Origin of the sequence: Rhizobium sp. BK112 (genome assembly GCF_014193215.1) — a bacterium.
GTDB classification, from domain to species: Bacteria; Pseudomonadota; Alphaproteobacteria; order Rhizobiales; family Rhizobiaceae; genus Rhizobium; species Rhizobium anhuiense.
Genome location: NZ_JACHYZ010000008.1, coordinates 58,135 through 75,846, shown reverse-complemented (window position 1 = coordinate 75,846; position 17,712 = coordinate 58,135). Strand labels below are relative to the sequence as shown.

The 17,712-nt window shown below is 60.2% G+C and carries 18 protein-coding genes; 3 read left to right on the top strand and 15 right to left on the bottom strand.

The features are described from left to right. Nucleotides 1-198 precede the first annotated feature (198 nt). From FHT75_RS21565 to rpoZ, 12 genes are all read right to left on the bottom strand, one after another. Nucleotides 199-1,194, bottom strand: a complete 996-nt coding sequence (locus FHT75_RS21565) for an aldo/keto reductase (protein ID WP_063474330.1) — start codon at nt 1,192-1,194, stop codon at nt 199-201. A 101-nt stretch (nt 1,195-1,295) separates the two neighbouring features. Then, nucleotides 1,296-2,066 (bottom strand): DNA repair protein RecO, encoded by a 771-nt coding sequence (recO, locus tag FHT75_RS21560; RefSeq protein ID WP_047616261.1) that lies wholly within the window; start codon nt 2,064-2,066, stop codon nt 1,296-1,298. Nucleotides 2,067-2,132: 66 nt separating this feature from the next. Beyond that, complete coding sequence (locus FHT75_RS21555) at nt 2,133-2,618, bottom strand: response regulator (protein ID WP_063474238.1); 486 nt, start codon at nt 2,616-2,618, stop codon at nt 2,133-2,135. 324 nt (nt 2,619-2,942) lie between these two features. Then, nucleotides 2,943-3,695: a Crp/Fnr family transcriptional regulator gene (locus FHT75_RS21550; protein ID WP_047616257.1), complete on the bottom strand. Its 753-nt coding sequence runs from the start codon at nt 3,693-3,695 to the stop codon at nt 2,943-2,945. Nucleotides 3,696-3,846: 151 nt separating this feature from the next. Then, on the bottom strand, nt 3,847-4,788 hold the full coding sequence (gene era / locus FHT75_RS21545) for a GTPase Era (protein WP_047616255.1): 942 nt from the start codon (nt 4,786-4,788) through the stop codon (nt 3,847-3,849). A 7-nt stretch (nt 4,789-4,795) separates the two neighbouring features. After that, a complete protein-coding gene (gene rnc / locus FHT75_RS21540; protein WP_047616253.1) occupies nt 4,796-5,515 on the bottom strand; it encodes a ribonuclease III in 720 nt (239 codons plus the stop codon). After that, nucleotides 5,512-6,255: a signal peptidase I gene (gene lepB, locus FHT75_RS21535; RefSeq protein WP_028759159.1), complete on the bottom strand. Its 744-nt coding sequence runs from the start codon at nt 6,253-6,255 to the stop codon at nt 5,512-5,514. Before lepB ends, rnc begins: the two co-directional genes overlap by 4 nt. Nucleotides 6,256-6,404: 149 nt before the next feature. Continuing rightward, complete coding sequence (acpS, locus tag FHT75_RS21530) at nt 6,405-6,809, bottom strand: holo-ACP synthase (RefSeq protein ID WP_063474237.1); 405 nt, start codon at nt 6,807-6,809, stop codon at nt 6,405-6,407. 38 nt (nt 6,810-6,847) lie between these two features. After that, nucleotides 6,848-7,438 (bottom strand): DUF2062 domain-containing protein, encoded by a 591-nt coding sequence (locus FHT75_RS21525; RefSeq protein WP_028759157.1) that lies wholly within the window; start codon nt 7,436-7,438, stop codon nt 6,848-6,850. Between the two features lie 157 nt (nt 7,439-7,595). Beyond that, complete coding sequence (locus FHT75_RS21520) at nt 7,596-7,745, bottom strand: DUF3563 family protein (protein WP_080759973.1); 150 nt, start codon at nt 7,743-7,745, stop codon at nt 7,596-7,598. A gap of 194 nt (nt 7,746-7,939) precedes the next feature. Beyond that, on the bottom strand, nt 7,940-10,174 hold the full coding sequence (locus FHT75_RS21515; RefSeq protein WP_047616251.1) for a RelA/SpoT family protein: 2,235 nt from the start codon (nt 10,172-10,174) through the stop codon (nt 7,940-7,942). A gap of 181 nt (nt 10,175-10,355) precedes the next feature. After that, complete coding sequence (rpoZ, locus tag FHT75_RS21510; RefSeq protein WP_003574261.1) at nt 10,356-10,760, bottom strand: DNA-directed RNA polymerase subunit omega; 405 nt, start codon at nt 10,758-10,760, stop codon at nt 10,356-10,358. Nucleotides 10,761-11,057: 297 nt separating this feature from the next. On the opposite strand from rpoZ, the gene FHT75_RS21505 reads away from it, so the two are divergent. Continuing rightward, nucleotides 11,058-11,639 (top strand): NYN domain-containing protein, encoded by a 582-nt coding sequence (locus FHT75_RS21505; RefSeq protein WP_028758247.1) that lies wholly within the window; start codon nt 11,058-11,060, stop codon nt 11,637-11,639. 108 nt (nt 11,640-11,747) lie between these two features. On the opposite strand, the gene smpB is transcribed toward FHT75_RS21505, so the two are convergent. Continuing rightward, nucleotides 11,748-12,227, bottom strand: coding sequence for an SsrA-binding protein SmpB (gene smpB / locus FHT75_RS21500; protein ID WP_012557117.1), 480 nt, complete (start codon nt 12,225-12,227; stop codon nt 11,748-11,750). A 116-nt stretch (nt 12,228-12,343) separates the two neighbouring features. Further along, nucleotides 12,344-13,228: a 4-hydroxy-tetrahydrodipicolinate synthase gene (gene dapA, locus FHT75_RS21495; protein ID WP_028758248.1), complete on the bottom strand. Its 885-nt coding sequence runs from the start codon at nt 13,226-13,228 to the stop codon at nt 12,344-12,346. Between the two features lie 214 nt (nt 13,229-13,442). Here dapA and FHT75_RS21490 point away from each other — a divergent pair, with 214 nt between their 5' ends. Beyond that, nucleotides 13,443-15,518, top strand: a complete 2,076-nt coding sequence (locus FHT75_RS21490) for a lytic transglycosylase domain-containing protein (protein ID WP_028758249.1) — start codon at nt 13,443-13,445, stop codon at nt 15,516-15,518. A 65-nt stretch (nt 15,519-15,583) separates the two neighbouring features. Next, nucleotides 15,584-16,480 (top strand): alpha/beta fold hydrolase, encoded by an 897-nt coding sequence (locus tag FHT75_RS21485; RefSeq protein ID WP_097542963.1) that lies wholly within the window; start codon nt 15,584-15,586, stop codon nt 16,478-16,480. Between the two features lie 90 nt (nt 16,481-16,570). On the opposite strand, the gene FHT75_RS21480 is transcribed toward FHT75_RS21485, so the two are convergent. Then, on the bottom strand, nt 16,571-17,578 hold the full coding sequence (locus tag FHT75_RS21480; protein ID WP_183845217.1) for a porin: 1,008 nt from the start codon (nt 17,576-17,578) through the stop codon (nt 16,571-16,573). Between the last annotated feature and the right edge of the window lie 134 nt (nt 17,579-17,712).

Here is a 17,712-nt window from a genome sequence, read left to right as displayed (position 1 = left end):
CCAGCTCTACGGCCAAGCCGGCCGGTCGATCAGACGGCCCGTTTCAGCCAACCCGAAGGGCCGGGCATCTTTCCGCCAGGATCAAAGGCGATCGGCTCGAACGTACCAGGAGGTACGCCCTTCGCCAATCGCCTCTGCCCTGACGAAAACCTGCTCCGGCAGAATGCTGCAATCTAACCCGGAAAGGCTCTAGCCTTTTCAGACGCGATCAAGCGCGGCATCGATTCCCGCCATGACATCGGCCGGCAGCGGTCCCTTTTCCAGTGCGCCGGCATTTTCCTCCACCTGGGCGACGGTGCGGAAACCCGGAATGGGGAGCGTGCGCGGCGAGCGTGCCCAGAGCCAGGCAAGCGCGCCCTGCGTCAGCGTGCGGCCACCTGAGGTCAGGAGATCACGGACGGCATCGAGCCTTGCGGCGAATTCGGGGGCGATGCGCCCGTCCTTGAAATAGACCATCCAGTCGAGGGCGGCACCGCGGACATCCTTCGCGCCCACCGCCTTGTCGGCGGTGAACTTGCCAGTGAGCAGACCCATGGCCAGCGGGCCGCGATTGATGGAGATCAACCCCTTCCCCTCGATCACCGCAATCATCTCCGGCACCGGCTCGAAGACGTTCATCGTATGCTGGATCGAGACATAGCCCCGGCGGCCGGCATGACGGGCGGCGCGATCGGGAGAATCGGTGCTCCAGCCGAACGCATCGATCTTGCCTTCGGCCCGCAGCGCCTCCAGCGTATCGAAGACGGCATCCGACTGTTCCAGCGGAAAATCATTGATGTGGAACTGCAGCAGATCGAGGCGGTCGCGCTTCAGGCGGCGCAACGAGGTCTCGACCGAACGGCGAATGAAGGCCTGATCGGCAAAGGCACCGGTTGCCTGCTTGGTTTCCGGATCGGTGGCAAAGCCGAATTTGGTGGCGATGACGATATCGTCGCGATTGCCGATCGCCCGGCCGAGCACGTCCTCCGAGTGGCCGGCGCCGTAATTCGACGCCGTGTCGAAGAAGCGGATGCCGAGTTCGATGGCGCGATGGATCGCTTCGACGGATTCATCGTCGTCGACATCGCCCCAGCCGAGTGGCGTGTCGCCGGCGAAGAAGGGACCGCCGATCGCCCAGCATCCCATGCCGAGGCGCGGAATTTCGCGGCCGTTCCAAAGCGTGATCGTCGTCGGTGATGCGGTCTTGGTCAGCATGAGGTCCTCCTTGATTGGCAATCCTGTGAAGACATAGGAAGCGCTCTTCGGCAGGTAAACCGCCAAATCCGGAGGATGTTTTGCACCCGTAAAAAACGAGGTCAGGCGGAAATACCATTCGGAGGGGAAAGCGTCCGCAAGGCTGGATTGAGCGCCTTGAGCGCGGCCTGAACGAAACCGTCGCGGGCCGCCGCCGCCTCGATACCACGCGGCTCATAGACGTGGCGATGCAGAAAGAACCCCGTCAGCCGGAATGCTGCTGCGAGACTATCAAAGTCGGCCGCATGATTGCCTTCGGCACTGAGGAACGGCGGCAGGAGCAGCATCTTGTCCGCCCAGGGGGCACCGGCCGTGCGGCTGACGGCACGCCCGGATTTCGGCGAGACATAGACGAGATCGGAACGGGCGCCGGTTGCGGCGCATTCGGCAAGATCGAGTCCAAAGCCGAGATCATTCAGCACCGCAAGCTCGAAACGCACGAAGAGTTCGCCGGCATCGGCCGGGTTGTGCAGGTGATCGAGGATTACTTCAAGCGCATCGAAGAGATGCGGATGCGGGTCACGCTCCGGCAGCAGCCGCAGCAGCGCGCCCATGGCCTGGACGCCGTAGACGGCGGTCGCCGTTTCCATCAGGCGGGCGGCGCGCAGCGTCACCGGCTCGACGCGGAAATCTCCGAGATGCTCGTCAAGCCGAGCGCGCCAGGTGACTTCGACGGCATTGCCCGCCTGCAGCACAGGCTGCATGGCGCGCGAGCGGCCGGAACGCACCAGGCCGAGATGGCGGCCGCGATCACGCGTCATCACCTCGGCGATGACGCTCGTCTCACCGTGGCGCTTGACGCCCAGAATGATCGCATGGTCTTGCCACTGCATCGAAAGAAGTCCTTGCGGATGACGAATCCATCCTAATCCAAGGACCGGTTTCTGTCATGGACCGCGTCAGGCGACAGCCGGGAAAAGCCTCAGCAGGAAGTCACGCATCGCCGTTTCGTCGAAAGGCTTGACCAAAAGCGGGATGTGCTGCAGGTCGGGTGGGAAATCGCCCGTATCGGAATAGCCACTGACGAAGCCGAAGGGGATGCCGATATCGAAAAGATGGCGGGCAAATCCGAAGCTCATGCCGTCACCGAGATTGACGTCGAGAAGGGCGAAATCATATGTCTCCGCCGCGATGGCAGCCCTCGCCTGCTCGACGCTGCCGACGATATCGATGCTCTCGACGCCGGCCAGGCGCAGAATATCCTCCGCCTCCATCGCGATTATCAGACTGTCCTCAAGAACCAGAACACGGATTGCGCTCATGATTCGATGCCCCTCGTCGAGCGCCTGTCGCAGCGCCCCGGCCGTTTCGCCAACATCATTGCCCTCCGGTGCCCCGCATGGCACGCTATCGGTGAATTCCGCCACCTTGTCTGAATAAACCATTTTTCTGCCCGGTCGATAAGAATCAAAATCGGAGGAAAGATGATGCCCGACCTTATTTTCCCTGATGCTAATCTGCATTTAAAAAAGACATAACCAAGCTGGTTGGCCAGGGGTCTGTCGACAAATAATCGTGTCCTCAGACGGATGACTGTGATTTGCGCGAAGCCAAGACGGCTACCGGCAGTTTTGTCGTCGCAGGCGGACCGATCTCACAGAAATGCGAGAGTTTGCCCATCAAATGTGGATGGTAGCAAGCGATCGAAATCGAGCGCAATAACGCCAAAACAAAGCGATAGAGCATGCCCGGGACGCGGAGAATGGAATTTAGATGAACGGGCGTTTGCCCTCTCCGAGCCCTTCCCAACCGGCGATCGCCATCAACTCTTCGCCGTTCAGCACCTCGCAGCCGCGCTCCTGCCAGCGAATCAACCCACGTTCGGCGAGCTTTTTCAGAGTCTTGTTGGTGTGGACGATGGAAAGACCAAGCGTGTCGGCAATGTGCTGCTGGGTGATGGGGATGAATTTGCGGCCGTTGAAGATATTGAGCTTCCGGCCGCGCTCGAACAGGAAAGCGATCAGGTAGGCGGCTCTTTCCAGCGCCGTGCGGCGGCCGATGCTCAGGAGATGCTCATCCAGGATGCGTTCCTCGCGCGCGGCGATCCAGGTGATGTCGAAGGCGAGCGAGGCATGTTTGTTGTAGAGCGTCATCAACCGGTCACGCTCGAAGACACACAGGGAAACGGGCGAAAGCGCTTCGACGGAGTGCTGCATCTCGCCGGCGATCGTTCCCTGCAGGCCGATCAGGTCGCCCGGCATGATATAATTCAGAATCTGGCGGCGCCCGTCCTCCAGCATCTTGTAGCGGAAGCCCCAGCCGGAAAGCACCGTGAAGAGATGAGCGCTGTGTGCGCCCTCAACGAGGATGGTGGAGCCGGCATCGACGGCAAGCTCGCCCCTCTTGAAACGCGAGACGAATTCCAACTCGTCGCGGCTGAACTCCCTGAAATGCGGCAAGGGGCGCAAAGGACATTGCTCGCAAGGGGTCTTGAAAGAATGGATGGGTCTCGACGTCGCCATATTTGCCCTTGCCGCCGCAAAACCGGCGCGCCAACGTTGGCGCGCCGCTCATCAAAGAATGCGCAGGCCACGGATTTGTTCCATGAGCGAGGCAGATTTTTTATGCGAAAACAAAGGGCTGGCGCGTGCCCGATGAAATCTTTGCCATGCTTTATTTCGGGAAATCGAGGCCCATTTCGCGGAACCGCTCGGGATCATCGCCCCAATTCTCACGAACCTTGACGAACAGGAAGAGATGGACCGGCTGTTCGAGGATTTCCGACAGTTCCTTGCGGGAGGCAGTCGAGATCGCCTTGATGGTTTCACCACCCTTGCCGAGGGCGATCTTCTTCTGGCTGTCGCGCTCGAGATAGATCACCTGCTCGATCCGCACCGAGCCGTCCTTGCGCTCTTCCCACTTCTCCGTTTCGACGTGCGAGGCATAGGGAAGCTCCTGATGGAGGCGCAGAAACAGTTTTTCGCGGGTGATCTCGGCGGCGAGCTGACGCATCGGCAAATCGGAGATCTGGTCTTCCGGATAGTACCACGGCCCCTCCGGGAGGGTCTTCGCCAGATAGTCCATGACGTCGTCGCAACCGGAGCCGTTTTCGGCCGATATCATGAAGGTGCGCTCGAAGGCGATCTTCTCGTTGGCGGCAGCGGCCAGCGCCAGGAGATCCTCGCGATTGACGCGGTCGATCTTGTTGAGCAACAGTATCTTCGGCTGCCGGACCTCCTTGAGGCCTTCGAGGATGGCTTCGGCATCGCCGCGCAGACCGCGCTCGCTGTCGATCAAGAGCACGATCAGATCGGCATCCTTGGCACCGCCCCAGGCCGAGGTCACCATGGCGCGGTCAAGCCGGCGACGCGGCTTGAAGATACCAGGCGTGTCCATGAAGACGATCTGGGCATTGTCGTGGATGGCGATGCCGCGCACGATCGCCCGCGTCGTCTGCACCTTATGGCTGACGATCGAGACCTTGGCGCCGACGAGGCGGTTTACCAACGTCGACTTGCCGGCATTGGTCGGCCCGATCAGCGCGACGAAGCCCGAATGCGTCGGACCACTGGTTTCTGCGGCAGCTTCGGCCGCGATATCTTCTTCTTGTGTCATTGTCCCGTCAGTTTCCGGCAGGCGATTGCTGCCAAATGCCTTCGCGCTCAAGCATCTTCGTCGCCGCAACCTGTTCGGCGGCACGCTTCGACCGCTCTACGCCGGTTTCGGGCTTAATGCCAGCAACTTCCACCGTCACCTTGAAACGCGGATCATGATCCGGTCCGCTGCGTTCATCAACCCGGTAGATCGGAGTGACGCCGAATTTCGCGTGCGACCATTCCTGCAGCTCGGTCTTGGCGTCGCGCTTGGCGCCATCGGCCCGCGCCGCCCTGCCCTGCCAATAGCGCAGTATGAACCGACGGGCGACCTCAAGGCCGCCGTCGAGATAGATCGCGGCGATCAGGCTTTCAACGACATCGGCGCGCACGTTCATCATGCGCTTGCCGGTCAATTTCTTCACATCGGCGCCGGTGCGGATATAGAGGTGAAGATTGAGTTCGTCGGCGACCGCTGCGCAGGTTTCGGCGCTGACGAGCTGGTTGAGGCGAACCGAGAGCTCGCCTTCGCCTGCCGTGCCGAAGGTGCGGAACAGAAGCTCGGCGATGCAGAGCCCGAGGACCCTGTCGCCGAGGAATTCCAGCCGTTCGTAATTGCCGCCCTTTTCCGTGCGGGCGCTGGCATGGGTCAGCGCCCGATCGAGGCGTTCCTTTTCGGCGAAGTCGTGACCGATCAGGCCTTCAAGCTTTGCGCGGTCCGCCGCAGAAAGCGTCTGCGCCTTGCTCATTCAACAACCTTGAAGAGGCGGTCCCAACGCATGTTCGTCGGCCACTTCCAGATTTCTCGGAAGGAGGTGTCGTTGCCGAGCGAGAAGAAGATGACGCTGGCTCGGCCGACAAGATTTTCGGCAGGCACGAAGCCGACGTCGAACCGGCTGTCGAGCGAGTTGTCGCGGTTGTCGCCCATCATGAAATAATGGCCTTCCGGCACGATGAATTCACGGGTGTTGTCACCCCGCGACACCGGAGACTGATCGAGCGTGTCGTAGGTCTTGCCGCTGTCGAGCGTTTCGCGGAACACCGGCACATCGGCGCCCGGATCGAGCTTGTAATCCGACGTGAAGGTCCCGTCCGCCACCTTCGGAACCGGCTTACCGTTGACGTAGAGCACGCCGTCGGTCACCTGGATGTGATCGCCCGGCAGGCCGATGCAGCGCTTGATGTAATCAACCTCGGGGTTTGGCGGGAAGCGGAAGACGACGATGTCGCCACGCTTCGGATCGGCGCCGAACAGGCGGCCGCTGAAGATGTCGGGGGAGAAGGGCAGCGAATATTTCGAATAGCCGTAGGCGAACTTGTTGACGAAGATATAATCGCCGACGAGCAGCGTCGGCATCATCGAACCGGACGGAATGGTAAAGGGCTGGAACAGCACCGTTCGGATCACCATCGCCAAAATCAGCGCCTGGATGATGACTTTGATATTTTCCCAGAGGGCGTTCGGCTTGGCTTCGACTTTTTCGGACACGCAGTCTTATTCCTTCAAGACGCCGCGGAGGCGCAATTCTTTCTGTCGTTCTCTCTAGCGGCTTCGGCCGATTGCGGCAATGGCGACAACGTCAAAAGCGACGAGAGGTCGCGACTACAGGCTTACGGGGGTCGCGATAACACTCCGGATCAAAGGTTCTCCGGCAACGCCTCGATAATGACGAAGGCCTGCGCCAAGGGATAATCATCGGTTATTGTCAAATGAATGGCGGGCTTGTGGCCTGCGGGCAGCAGCGATTCGAGGATCAGGGCGGCGGCGCCTGACAAAACCATGGTCGGTTTGCCGCTCGGCAGGTTGACGACGCCCATGTCCTTCCAGAAAACGCCCTGGGCGATACCGGTGCCGAGTGCTTTGGAACAGGCCTCCTTGGCGGCGAAACGCTTGGCATAGGATTCGGCGCGATTTGCCCGACGGTCGGAACGCGCGCGTTCGACCTCGGTGAAGCAGCGTTGGGTGAAGCGCTCGCCGAAGCGCTCGATGGATTTCTCGATGCGGCGAATGTCGATCAGATCGCTGCCAATGCCGATGATCATGCCGGAACCTTCCGTCGCTTGAGAATTCTCGATCGGGTTCAAACGCTCGGCATGTCGCCGGCCGGGCTGGCAAGGCGCAGGCGCGCCCGCTCGATCAGCCGTATGTGGCGGCGCGTCTGAAAACCCTTCACGGTGTAGAACGTCAGCGCATAGAGCGCAACGGAGGTGACGATCGCCGGCGGAATGGCGCCTACCAGCATCGGTTCCAGCACCGGCTTCCACAGCTCGGTGAAATTCAGCTTATGGAAAAGCGCGGCCAGATCCACCGTCTGACCGGCCAGATGATCCTCGCGGCTGAGCAGCAGATGTCCGATCTCCCAGGTGATGCCCCAGATGAAGGGATAGGTCAGCGGATTGCCGAAGGCCGCGCAGCCGAGGGCGGCGGCCACCATGCTGCCGGAGAGGAAATAGGTGATGACGAAGGCCATGACGAAATGCACGCCGATGAACGGCGTCCACGAGACGAAGACACCCGCGGCGACGCCAGCCGCAACCGCGTGCGGCGAGGCGCTCAGGCGCAGGATGCGCATTGTCAGGTAACGGATCGGGCGAAGGAAACCTTTGCGGGGCCATAAAAGCTCTCGCATCTTTTCCTTGAATCCCGCAGGCTTGCGACGGCGAAACAACATGGCCGGTATTTAGTGCAGCGCACATGACCATGACAAGAGCGGCAAATGATACCGCCCGAAAAACAGCTCAGCTCTCTCAGCGGAGAGGAACTTCTTCAGCCGAGGGGCGTCCGTTATGCAAAACGTCCCTCACTCGCCTCAAGTATAAAGCTCAGTATTAGCGATTGCGGAATAGACCGCGGTCGACCTGGCGCTGACGAAACTCGAGATCGATACGATCGAGCGAGCCATTGAGATATGCCATTTCACGTTCCTGCGTGGTCTGAGCGCGGAAGGCACGAGCGATTTTCCTGATAGGGTCAAACATTATCTTGTCTCATCTTCTGTTTGCGTTTCGATGATCAGAAGATAGGCCCGGCGCAGGTTAATTACTACAGCCGCAACATGGAGACAGCCATGCGCCTAATGCATTGCTTGCCTTTTTGGTGCTCCACATTGCGCACAAAACGATCATAAAATATGCAATCTCTCGCCCAGCCCACTGACAGGCTTAACAAAAGCTTACTCGTAAAGCCGCCGAACGGTGGCGATGCAATCCAGTTCCTTCATCTGGGCGAGCAGCTGATTGAGCTGGCGCAAGTCCCAGACCTCGACCTCGAGCATCATTTCGGTGAAATCGGCCGCCACCCGCACCGTGTTCAGAAGGCGAATATTGACGTCGAGGCCTGCGACCGTCTGGGCGACCTTGGCGAGCGTGCCGGGCTCATTCAACCCATTGACCATGATGCGCGCCATGAAACGCGACTTGTTGGCTTCGTCGAGATCCCAGCGGACGTCGATCCAGCGGTCGGGCTGATCGTCGAAGCGCTGCAGGCTCGGCGACTGGATCGGATAGATGGTGATGCCGTTGCCCTGGTCCATGATGCCGACGATGCGATCGCCAGGCACGGCACCAGTCGGCGCGAACTTGACGTCGACATTGCCGGACAGACCGCGGATCGGACCGATATCGGCATGCGTGTCGACTTCCGAATGGCCGCCGTCGGGCCCGGCCTTGGTCTTGCCGGGGATCTTGAAGATCATGCCGGCCGCACTGCGCACGTTGAACCAGCCGTCGTCGCCTGATGGTTTCACGGTGACGCGCTCGTCCTGATGATCGGGATAGACGGCGCGCAGCACATCGAGCGAGGACATCTCGCCACGGCCGACGGCGGCAATCGCATCCTCGACATCCTTTTGGCCGAGACGGTGTAGCGCCGGCTTCATCGCCTCGCGCGAGAAGATCTTGCCGGCCCTGTCGAAGGTACGCTCGAGAATGCGGTGACCGAGGCCGGCATATTGCTTGCGGATCGCCATGCGGGTGGCGCGGCGGATGGCGGCGCGCGCCTTGCCGGTCACGACGATCTCTTCCCAGGCGGCGGGCGGAACCTGCACGCCGGAGCGGATGATCTCGACCTCGTCGCCATTGGCAAGCCGCGTCACCAGCGGCATGATACGGCCGTTGATCTTGGCGCCCACCGTGGTGTCGCCGATATTGGTGTGCACCGCATAGGCGAAATCGATCGGGGTGGCGCCACGCGGCAGGGCAATCAGCTTGCCCTTCGGCGTGAAGCAGAAGACCTGATCCTGGAAGAGCTCAAGCTTGGTGTGTTCGAGGAATTCTTCCGGGCTGTCGCCCTCGGCGAGCGCCTCGATCGTATGGCGCAGCCAGGAATAGGCGTTGGATTCGCGCGAAAGGATGTCGCCGTCGGCATTGGTGGCGCCGTCCTTGTAAAGCGCGTGGGCGGCGATGCCGAATTCGGCGATTTCGTGCATGCGCTTGGTGCGGATCTGCAGTTCGATGCGCTGGCTGGACGGACCGACGATGGTGGTGTGCAGCGACCGGTAATCATTCTGCTTTGGCGTCGAAATATAGTCCTTGAAGCGGCCGGGCACGACGCGCCAGCGCGTGTGGACGATGCCGAGCGCCCGATAGCAGGACGGGATGTCCTCGACGATCAGGCGGAAGCCGTAGACATCGGAAAGCTGCTCGAAGGAAAGAGACTTCGACTGCATCTTGCGAAAGACCGAATAGGGCTTCTTCTGTCGGCCCTTGACATAGGCGCTCGTCAACCCGCTTGCGACCAGCAGGTCGCGCAGTTCGGCCTCGATCTTCTTGACGATGCCCTCGTTGCGCTTCGAAAGCTCTTCCAGCCTTTTGGTGACGGTCTCGTAGGCTTCCGGGTTCATATGCCGGAAGGAGAGTTCCTCGAGTTCCTCACGCATGTCCTGCATGCCCATGCGGCCGGCCAGCGGCGCATAGATTTCCATCGTCTCCTCGGAGATGCGGGCGCGCTTGTCGGCCGACATGTGATCGAGGGTGCGCATATTGTGCAGGCGATCGGCAAGCTTGACGAGCAGCACACGCACATCATCGGATATGGCGAGCAGCAGCTTGCGCAGGTTTTCCGCCTGCTTGGCCTTCTTGGTGACGAGATCGAGCTTCTTGATCTTCGTCAGCCCCTCGACCAGGCGGCCGATATCCTCGCCGAACAGTTCGTCGATCTCGGCGCGCGTCGCCGTCGTATCCTCGATCGTGTCGTGCAGAAGGGCAACCGCGATCGTCGATTCATCGAGGTGCATGTCGGTGAGGATGGCGGCGACTTCGAGCGGATGAGAAATATAGGGATCGCCGCTCGCGCGCTTTTGCTGGCCATGCTTCTGCATGGCGTAGACATAGGCTTTGTTCAGCAGTGCTTCATTGGCATCGGGCTTGTATTGCTGAACCCGCTCCACGAGCTCGTACTGCCGCATCATTCCAAAGCCACTCCGATAAAAATAAAAGCGCGCCAATCAACGATTGGCGCACACATGGGCAATAATATGCCTAAGCAATAAAGGCGCAAGATTGACGATTGGTAATCATCGCTCTTTTGCATCGCATGAAGCTGTTTCGGTATCACATCTGACCGATGTGACCGGGATCCGGCCTATGCGCTTAGTAGTCGTCGCTCTTTTCCGGCGGCACCAGGCCTTCGATGCCGGCTAGCAGCTCTTCTTCCGACATCTGGTCGAAAGTGATCGTCTCCGGCAGGTCGTCCTGCTCCTCGCTGTCGGCTGCGGCGACGCCGCCGGCGGCGATCATGCTTGCCGGATCGGGCTCGGGCTCGTCGACTTCGACATGCTTCTGCAGCGAATGGATCAGATCTTCCTTGAGGTCATCGGGTGAAAGCGTCTCGTCGGCGATTTCGCGCAGGGCCACGACAGGATTCTTGTCATTGTCGCGATCGATGGTGATCGAGGCACCCTGGGAAATCAGCCGGGCGCGGTGGCTGGCGAGCAGAACCAGCTCGAAGCGGTTCTCCACCTTGTCGATGCAATCTTCAACTGTGACACGGGCCATTGCCTGTCCTTTGCGGTCGTCATTTCGGGATTAGCACGCCCGATACAATTAAAACCGGGCAAATACAAGTTTTTCATTCCGGCGCCCCTCGTCTTTATCCGCGACTGAGCTAAATTTCCATGGAGAATGTCATAATTCCACCGAAGGTTGCTTGGAATATGCCGAATCGTGCCCTAAATCTTTCATATATGAATAATTCATAAAGTAAGGATCAAAGCGAAATAGAAACGCAAGGTATTGTTTTTATTGAAGTTTGTCACCTGCGGATTTCGATTGCTCTCATTGGATTGGTAAGCGATGTTTGACCCACGCGAAAAAATTGCACTCTTCATTGACGGCGCCAACCTCTACGCTGCATCCAAGAGCCTCGGCTTCGACATAGATTACCGCAAACTGTTGAAAGCATTCCAGAAACGCGGTTATCTGCTGCGCGCTTATTATTATACCGCTCTGATCGAGGATCAGGAATATTCATCGATCCGGCCGCTGATCGACTGGCTCGACTACAACGGCTACAAAGTCGTCACCAAGCCCGCCAAGGAATTCACAGATTCCATGGGTCGCCGAAAGATCAAGGGCAACATGGACATCGAGCTTGCGATCGACGCCATGGAACAGTCCGAAACGGTCGATCATCTTGTCATCTTCTCCGGCGACGGTGATTTCACCAATCTGGTCGAGGCGCTGCAGCGCAGAGGCCGCAAGGTCTCGGTGATCTCAACCATGGCGACGCAGCCGCCGATGATCGCCGACGACCTGCGTCGGCAGGCCGATCATTTCATCGATCTCTTGTCTTTGAAGGCTGAAATCGGTCGTGATCCTTCCGAGCGGGCGCCACGTCCGGTCGAAGTCGTCCCGGCCAGCGATTTCGAGGAGTGATCTCTCCACCATCTCGAAGCGGAGCTGCGAAGCTCAGCGGCACGGCAGCTGCCTTCGCGCATCGCCATGCTTTGGCATGCGTGCTGAACGACAGCGGCCGATCTTAGATCAGCCATTGTCCTTCAGCAGGCGGCTCTTCTGCCGGTTCCAATCGCGTTCTTTCTCCGACTCGCGCTTGTCATGCAATTTTTTACCCTTGGCGAGCGCCAGTTCCATCTTCGCCCGACCGCGATCGTTGAAATAGATCTTCAGCGGGATCAGCGTCATGCCTTCACGGTTGACGGCAGAACGCAGGCGATGAATCTCACGGCCCGACAGCAGCAGCTTGCGGCGTCGGCGCGGTTCGTGATTGAAGCGGTTGGCCTGCAGATATTCCGGCAGATAGGAATTGATCAGCCAGATCTCGCCCCCCTCATCCGAGGCATAGGATTCGGCGATATTGGCCTTGCCCTCGCGCAGCGATTTGACCTCCGTGCCCATCAGCACGAGGCCGGCCTCGTAGGTATCGATGATCTCGTAGTTGAAGCGGGCCTTGCGGTTTTCGGCCACGACCTTGTTCACCACGCGCTGGCTGCCTTTGGGGGCCATGACGACATTCCATTCATTTAGAGCGCGAAAAGCCGCGCCCTCATTCCCGACCTCTATCTGAGGGCTTGCCCTTTATGTAAGGGAGCGACCCGGCCTTGTGAAGATGGCCGGTCTTTTCAGTTCAGCAGGCCGGCATGGCGCAGCGCGGCGTCGATCGCCGTTTCCGTGGCCGGCTCCAGCGTCGAAAGCAGCGGCGAGCGGACGTTGCGGCTCATGCGGCCAAGCCTGGAGAGCCCGTATTTGGCGCCGCAAAGACCCGGCTCGAGGAAGATCGCCTTGTGCAGCGGCATCAGCCGATCCTGATATTCCAGGGCGCGGGCATAATCGCCTGCGAGCGTCGCCGCCTGGAACTCGGCGCAGAGCCGCGGGGCGACATTGGCCGTTACCGAAATACAGCCGACACCGCCATGGGCGTTGAAGCCGAGCGCCGTCGCATCCTCGCCGGACAGTTGCCGGAAATCCGTGCCGCAGGTGATGCGCTGTTCGGAGACGCGCTCGATCTTACCCGTTGCATCCTTGACGCCGACGATATTGCTGTGCGCCTTGGCGAGCGCCCCCATCGTTTCCGGCGTCATGTCGACCACCGAGCGGCCGGGGATGTTATAGATATAGATCGGCAGATCGACGGCCTCGGCGATCGCCGAAAAATGCGCGATCAAACCCTTCTGCGTCGGCTTGTTGTAATAGGGAGTGACGACCAGAACGGCGTTCGCACCGACCTTTTCGGCATGCTGGGCAAGCTCGATCGCCTCTCGCGTATTGTTCGAGCCGGCGCCGGCCATGACGGGGACGCGTTTTGCGGCAACCTCGATGCAAAGTTCCACGACCCGCTTGTGTTCGGCATGCGACAGCGTCGGGGATTCGCCCGTCGTGCCGACCGGAACGAGACCGGCGCTGCCTTCCTTGATCTGCCAGTCGACATGAGCGGCGAAACTATCTTCGTCGATCAGTCCGGCGTCGGTGAAGGGGGTGACGAGGGCGGGAATGGACCCATTGAACATGCAAAGCTCCTCACGACCAAATCCTTGCTTCGGCCGCATTCCATGAATAAGAGTTGCGCACCATAGAGCGCCGAAATCATCGCGACAAGCGCGGAGAGTTCGGTTTAGGGCAAATTCCGATAGCAGATGTGAATGAATTTTACCTGGTACGGTAAGGTTTCGTTAAGATGCCTCTAGCCTAATGGCAGGGCGTGTTTTCGGTGCGAGATCCCGGATGAAGAAAGCTGTCCTGATTCTGTCCGCCTTCGGCTTCATTGCCGCCGCGTGGGGCAGCGTTGCGTCGCCGCTTCCCGGCGAGAGCGCTGCCATGCCTGATGTCAAGCCGCTCGGCTTCATCCCCGAGACATCCATACCGGAGGCGATCACAACAGGCGCCATCCCGCGCAATCCGGCAGTGGCGCCTGTCAACAGCGACCTGAAAACCGGCCTCGACGCGCTTTCCGACAAGGACCCGCAGCTGGCGCTTTCGATCCGCGACAGCATGCGCGACGATACGCTTGACCGCCATATCCTCACCTGGGCGATCGCCGTTTCTGGATTGAAGGGCGTTCCCTCCTATGAAATCGCCAGCGCCGCGCAGGAGCTCAAGGGTTGGCCGGGTCTTTCGCGGCTGCGCGCCTATTCCGAGCGCGCGCTCTATGACGAAAATCCCGCCCCTTCCGCCGTGCTCGCCGCCTTCGGCGATACTGCGCCTGAGACGATGCAGGGCGCCGTCATCCTCGGCCGGGCGCTGGTTGCGACAGGCAAGCAGGCGCAGGCAGCAAAATATATCCGCAAGGTCTGGCGTGGAGAGGCTCTCGACAAGGCGACGGAGGACAAGATCCTCATCGAGTTTTCCGCGCTGCTGACGCCTGCCGACCATAAGGCGCGGATGGACTATCTGATGTATCGCGGCCGGGTGGCGCAGGCCAAGCGCTTCGGCGACATGGGCCAGGCGCAGTCGCTCTACAAGGCCTGGGCTGCCGTCGACGCCAAAGCAGCCAATGCCGGCGCCCTGCTTAACGCCGTCGATGCGAGATGGCGCGGCGATGCCGGCCTGCTGTTTGCCCGGATCGAATATCTGCGCAAGCAGGACAAATATGCCGAAGCGGCAGCGCTGCTGGAGCAGATGCCACCCGAGCGCAGCGAACTCGTCAATTCCGGCGAGTGGTGGAACGAGCAGCGGATCATCAGCCGCGGCCTGGTCGACCAGGGGCAATTCAAGCCCGCCTATCGCATCGTCGCAAACTACGCCGCAACAAGCCCGACGGATATCGTCGAGGCCGAGTTCCATGCCGGATGGTACGCGCTTCGCGGCCTGCAGGACCCGACAACGGCGGAAAGACACTTCCGCAAGATCCTCCAGACATCAAACGGGCCGATCTCGGTTTCACGCGCCTGGTATTGGCTGGGCCGGGCAGCGGAGGCCGGCGGCCCCGGCCAATCCAGTGAATTCTATACGAAAGCCGCGAATTTTCCCGGCACCTTCTACGGTCAACTCGCGGCCGAACGGCTGGGGCGAAAGACGCTGAACGTCGCCTATCCCTCTCCGAGCACGGCCGACCGGCAACGCTTCCAGGCGCGCGAAGCCGTGCAGGCGATCGCCCGGCTGGAAGCCGCAGGCCATGGATGGCGGGCCGATATTCTCTATCTCGCGCTCGCCGATCAGCTGCAGAGCCCCGGTGAGTTGGCCGTCCTTGCAGCAAAGGCCGAGCAATCCGGCGATCATCATCTCTCGCTGCAGATCGGCAAGATCGCTTACGGGCGCGGCATCGATGTCGCAGCGCTGGCCTTTCCGGTCGGCGTGATCCCAGCGAACGCCAATATATCAGGCTCCGGCAAGGCACTCGCCTATGCCATCGCCCGGCAGGAAAGCGCCTTCAACCCGGCCGCCGTTTCGGCGGCGAATGCGCGCGGCCTGCTGCAGCTTCTGCCGGGAACAGCCCAGGCGGTGGCCAAGCGCCACAATATTACCTATTCCAAAGACAAGCTGACGGCCGATGCCGGCTATAACGCGACGCTCGGCGCGCATTATCTCGGCGAGCAGATCGACGCCTTTGGCGGCTCCTATATCCTCACCTTCATTGCCTACAATGCCGGGCCGAAGCGGGTGCCGGAATGGATCGGCCGCTACGGCGATCCGCGCGGCAGGCCGATCGACGAGATCGTCGACTGGATCGAGCGCATCCCCTTCCCCGAAACGCGCAACTACGTGCAGCGGGTGATGGAGAATTACGAAGTCTACAAGGCCCGCCTTGGCCAGCCGACCGATATCGAACGCGACCTGATCGGCGGACGCAGCGCCTCCTGAAGCCGTTTGGTGCGGCTCGCAAAGCAGGCTACATCTTCGGGATCAACAGATCTCGAGGGGATGCGATGCCGGATACTTACGCAGGTGATTTCCAGGAACGGTTTTACACATCTTCCGACGGGCTGAGGCTTTATGCCCGCGACTACCGGCCCGACGAGGCCCTAACAGGCGGACGGCTGCCGGTGATCTGCCTGCCCGGCCTGACCCGCAATACGCGGGATTTTCATCGGCTGGCGCTGCTTCTCTCCCGGGACAGAACAGCGCCGCGCAGGGTCATCGCGCTCGATTCGCGCGGGCGGGGAAACTCGGCATGGGACGAGAATAAGGCGAACTACAATCTCGCCGTCGAAGCCGGCGACGTCATGGCCGCCTGCGCGGCGGTCGGCATCGAGCGGGCGATCTTCATCGGCACATCGCGCGGCGGGCTGATCCTGCATCTGATCGCAGCGACGCGTCCGGCTCTCCTCGAAGCCGTCATCCTCAACGATATCGGGCCTGTGATCGAAGCTGAAGGGCTGGCACGAATCCGAGATTACCTCAACAATGGCAGGCAGCCGGCGGAGTGGAGCGAGGCGGCCGATATATTGAAGGAAAATCATGGGGCGTCGTTTACCGCACTTGCGGGGGAAGACTGGCGCGAGATGGCGCTTGCGCTTTATCGCGACGTCGGGGGAAGGCCGGTCGCCGATTTCGATCCGGCGATCGCAGATGCACTCAAATCGGTCGATTTCAGCCAGCCGCTACCCGATCTGTGGGAGCAATTCGAAAGCCTGAGCCGGTTGCCGCTCATGTTGATCCGCGGCGAGAATACGTCGCTGCTCTCAAAGCAGACGGCCGACGAAATGGCACGCCGCCATTCCGGACTGGTTCTGCACACCGCGGCGAAGCAAGGGCATGCACCGCTCCTCCATCTCGGCAGCATCCCCGCAATGATTCAGGCTTTTCTCGCCAATTGCCGATAAGCGCTTTGATCTCCATCTATCGAGACAGTGACCAAAAGCAGAAAGCCCGGCTCAAGAGCCGGGCTTTCCGTATTGCCTAATCTGGTCAGATTAGAACGCACGCTGCAGGCGGAAGTAGCCCGTCGTGGAGTCGTCAGCATCTTCCGGATCGAGGTACTGAACCGAAGCCTTGGCGTAGAAGTTGTCGACGATCTGGTAATCAACCGTCAGACCGGCCTTCCAGGCATCGCCGTTGCCGAAGTCGTCGCCAGAAACGTAGTAGTCGCTGTAGTACTGGACGCCAGGGGTGATCTTGAGCTTGTCGGTTGCCTTGATTGCGTATTCGGCAGCAACAGCCCATTCAGCCTTGGTGTAGTAGGAGCTCGGGCCGGTAGCGTATACGGCAGCGAGGCCGAGCGTGCCGGGACCGATGTCAACCGTACCCATTGCACGGACAGCACCTTCTTCGTTGTCGACGTCGTAGCCGGCAGTGATCTGGTAGCTGAACGCGCCAGCCTTGCCGCCGAGACCGACTGCAACACCAACGTTGTTGGCTTCTTCGTCCGTCTTGTAGAAGCCGTCTTCGAGTTCATCGACGCTGATGCCAGCGTAGAAGTCGGAGGTTTCGTACTGATAACGGATGGAGTTATGCAGGGTGACCGGAGAGCCGATATCGTCGGTTTCGCCAGAGAGGCCATCGTCCCACCAGCTGTAGAACAGACCAGCGCGGAAGCCGGCGATGTCGAGGTAAGCGGAGTCGAGCTTGGCACCCTGAGAGGAGGCATTGTCAGCATTGAACTGCATGACGATGACGCCGGTCAGCGGACCGTATTCGGTGTCGCTCTTGGCCGTGAACTGAACCTGACCGCGGCTGAAGGCATCCCAGTCAGAGTCGCCGCCGATATCTTCGCCGACGTTAACCTGGAAACGGACGTAACCGTTGATCTTGAGGCAGGTTTCAGTGCCCGGGATGTAGAAATAGCCGGTGCCGTAAGCGTCGCAAACGCGGACGTATTCAACCGGTTCCGGCTCGGCAGCAACGATAGCGTCAGCAGCCTGAGCACCGGAAACTACTGCGAGAGCAGCAGCGGAGCCGAGAAGAAGGCTCTTGATGTTCATAAATGACCTCCAATTCAAAGTTTCGATCGGGTTTGGGATCTTTCGCTGAGCAGCGTTCCCTGCCCCATCCCCGTGTTTCAAGAAGTGGACGATCAGTCGCCCTTGCTTCCGACGCTGAAAATACAAGACGGAAG